The 1065-nt window shown below is 72.2% G+C and carries 1 protein-coding gene; it reads left to right on the top strand.

The window, feature by feature from the left end; all coding sequences use genetic code 11:
* On the top strand, window positions 1-1065 hold a 1065-nt coding region (locus IF78_RS0142780), incomplete at its 3' end, for a non-ribosomal peptide synthetase (RefSeq protein WP_324617313.1).

The raw sequence follows: 1065 nt of genomic DNA, 5'->3' as shown, positions 1-1065 counted from the left end.
GTGCCTGCCGCGTCGGTGGCGCGGGTGCGGGAGGCGTGCCCTGATGTGACGCTACGTCACTTGTACGGGCCGACCGAGACCACGCTCTGCGCGACCTGGCATCTGATACGCCCCGAGGACGACTCCGGCCCGCTGTTGCCGATCGGGCGTCCGCTGCCCGGGCGCCGGACCTTTGTTCTGGATGCCTTCCTTCAGCCGGTGCCGCCCGGAGTGACCGGTGAGTTGTATGTCGCCGGAGCCGGACTCGCACGCGGTTACTGGGCGCAGCCCGGCCTGTCGGCGGAGCGGTTCGTGGCGTGTCCGTTCGTGCCGGGTGAGCGGATGTACCGGACCGGCGACCTCGTGCGGTGGACGGATGAGGGTGCGCTGCTGTTCGTGGGACGTGCGGATGCGCAGGTGAAGATCCGTGGGTTCCGGGTGGAGCTGGGCGAGGTGGAGGCGGCCCTTGCCGCGCATCCCTCGGTGGCCCAGGCCGTGGTGACGGCTCCGCAGGAGCGGCCGGGTGAGCGGCGCCTGGTCGGTTACGTGGTGCCTGATGGGCCGGGGGTGGATGGCCGGCAGGTGCGGGAGTACGTGGCGCGGGTGCTGCCTGAATACCTGATGCCGGCCGTCGTGGTCGTCCTTGATGCCTTGCCGGTGACCCGCAACGGGAAGGTGGATCGCGGAGCGTTGCCGGCGCCGGATTTCGCGGGCCGGGTCTCCGGTCGGGAGCCGGAGTCGGAGGCGGAGGCGTTGTTGTGCCGGGTGGTCGCGGAGTTGCTGGGCCTGGAGCGGGTCGGGGTCGACGACAGCTTCTTCGAGCTGGGCGGCGACTCGATCATGTCGATGCAGCTGGTGGCACGCGCCCGGCGCGCCGGTCTGGTGCTGAAGGTGCAGGACGTCTTCGAGCACGAGACGCCGGCCGGGCTCGCGGCGGTGGCGGGGACGGCGAGCGACGACACTGCCCCGGTCGAGGTCGACTCGGGCGTGGGTGTGGTGCCGTGGACGCCGGTGATGCGGGCGCTGGGAGAGCACGCCGCCACCGGGGAGTTCGCGCAGTGGGCCGTGGTCGCGGCGCCGCCCGGG

The sequence above is a fragment of the Streptomyces bicolor genome (assembly GCF_000719285.1).
GTDB lineage: Bacteria > Actinomycetota > Actinomycetes > Streptomycetales > Streptomycetaceae > Streptomyces > Streptomyces bicolor.
The sequence above is the reverse complement of the archived record's forward strand: the minus strand, read 5'-3'. Positions and strand labels throughout refer to the sequence as shown.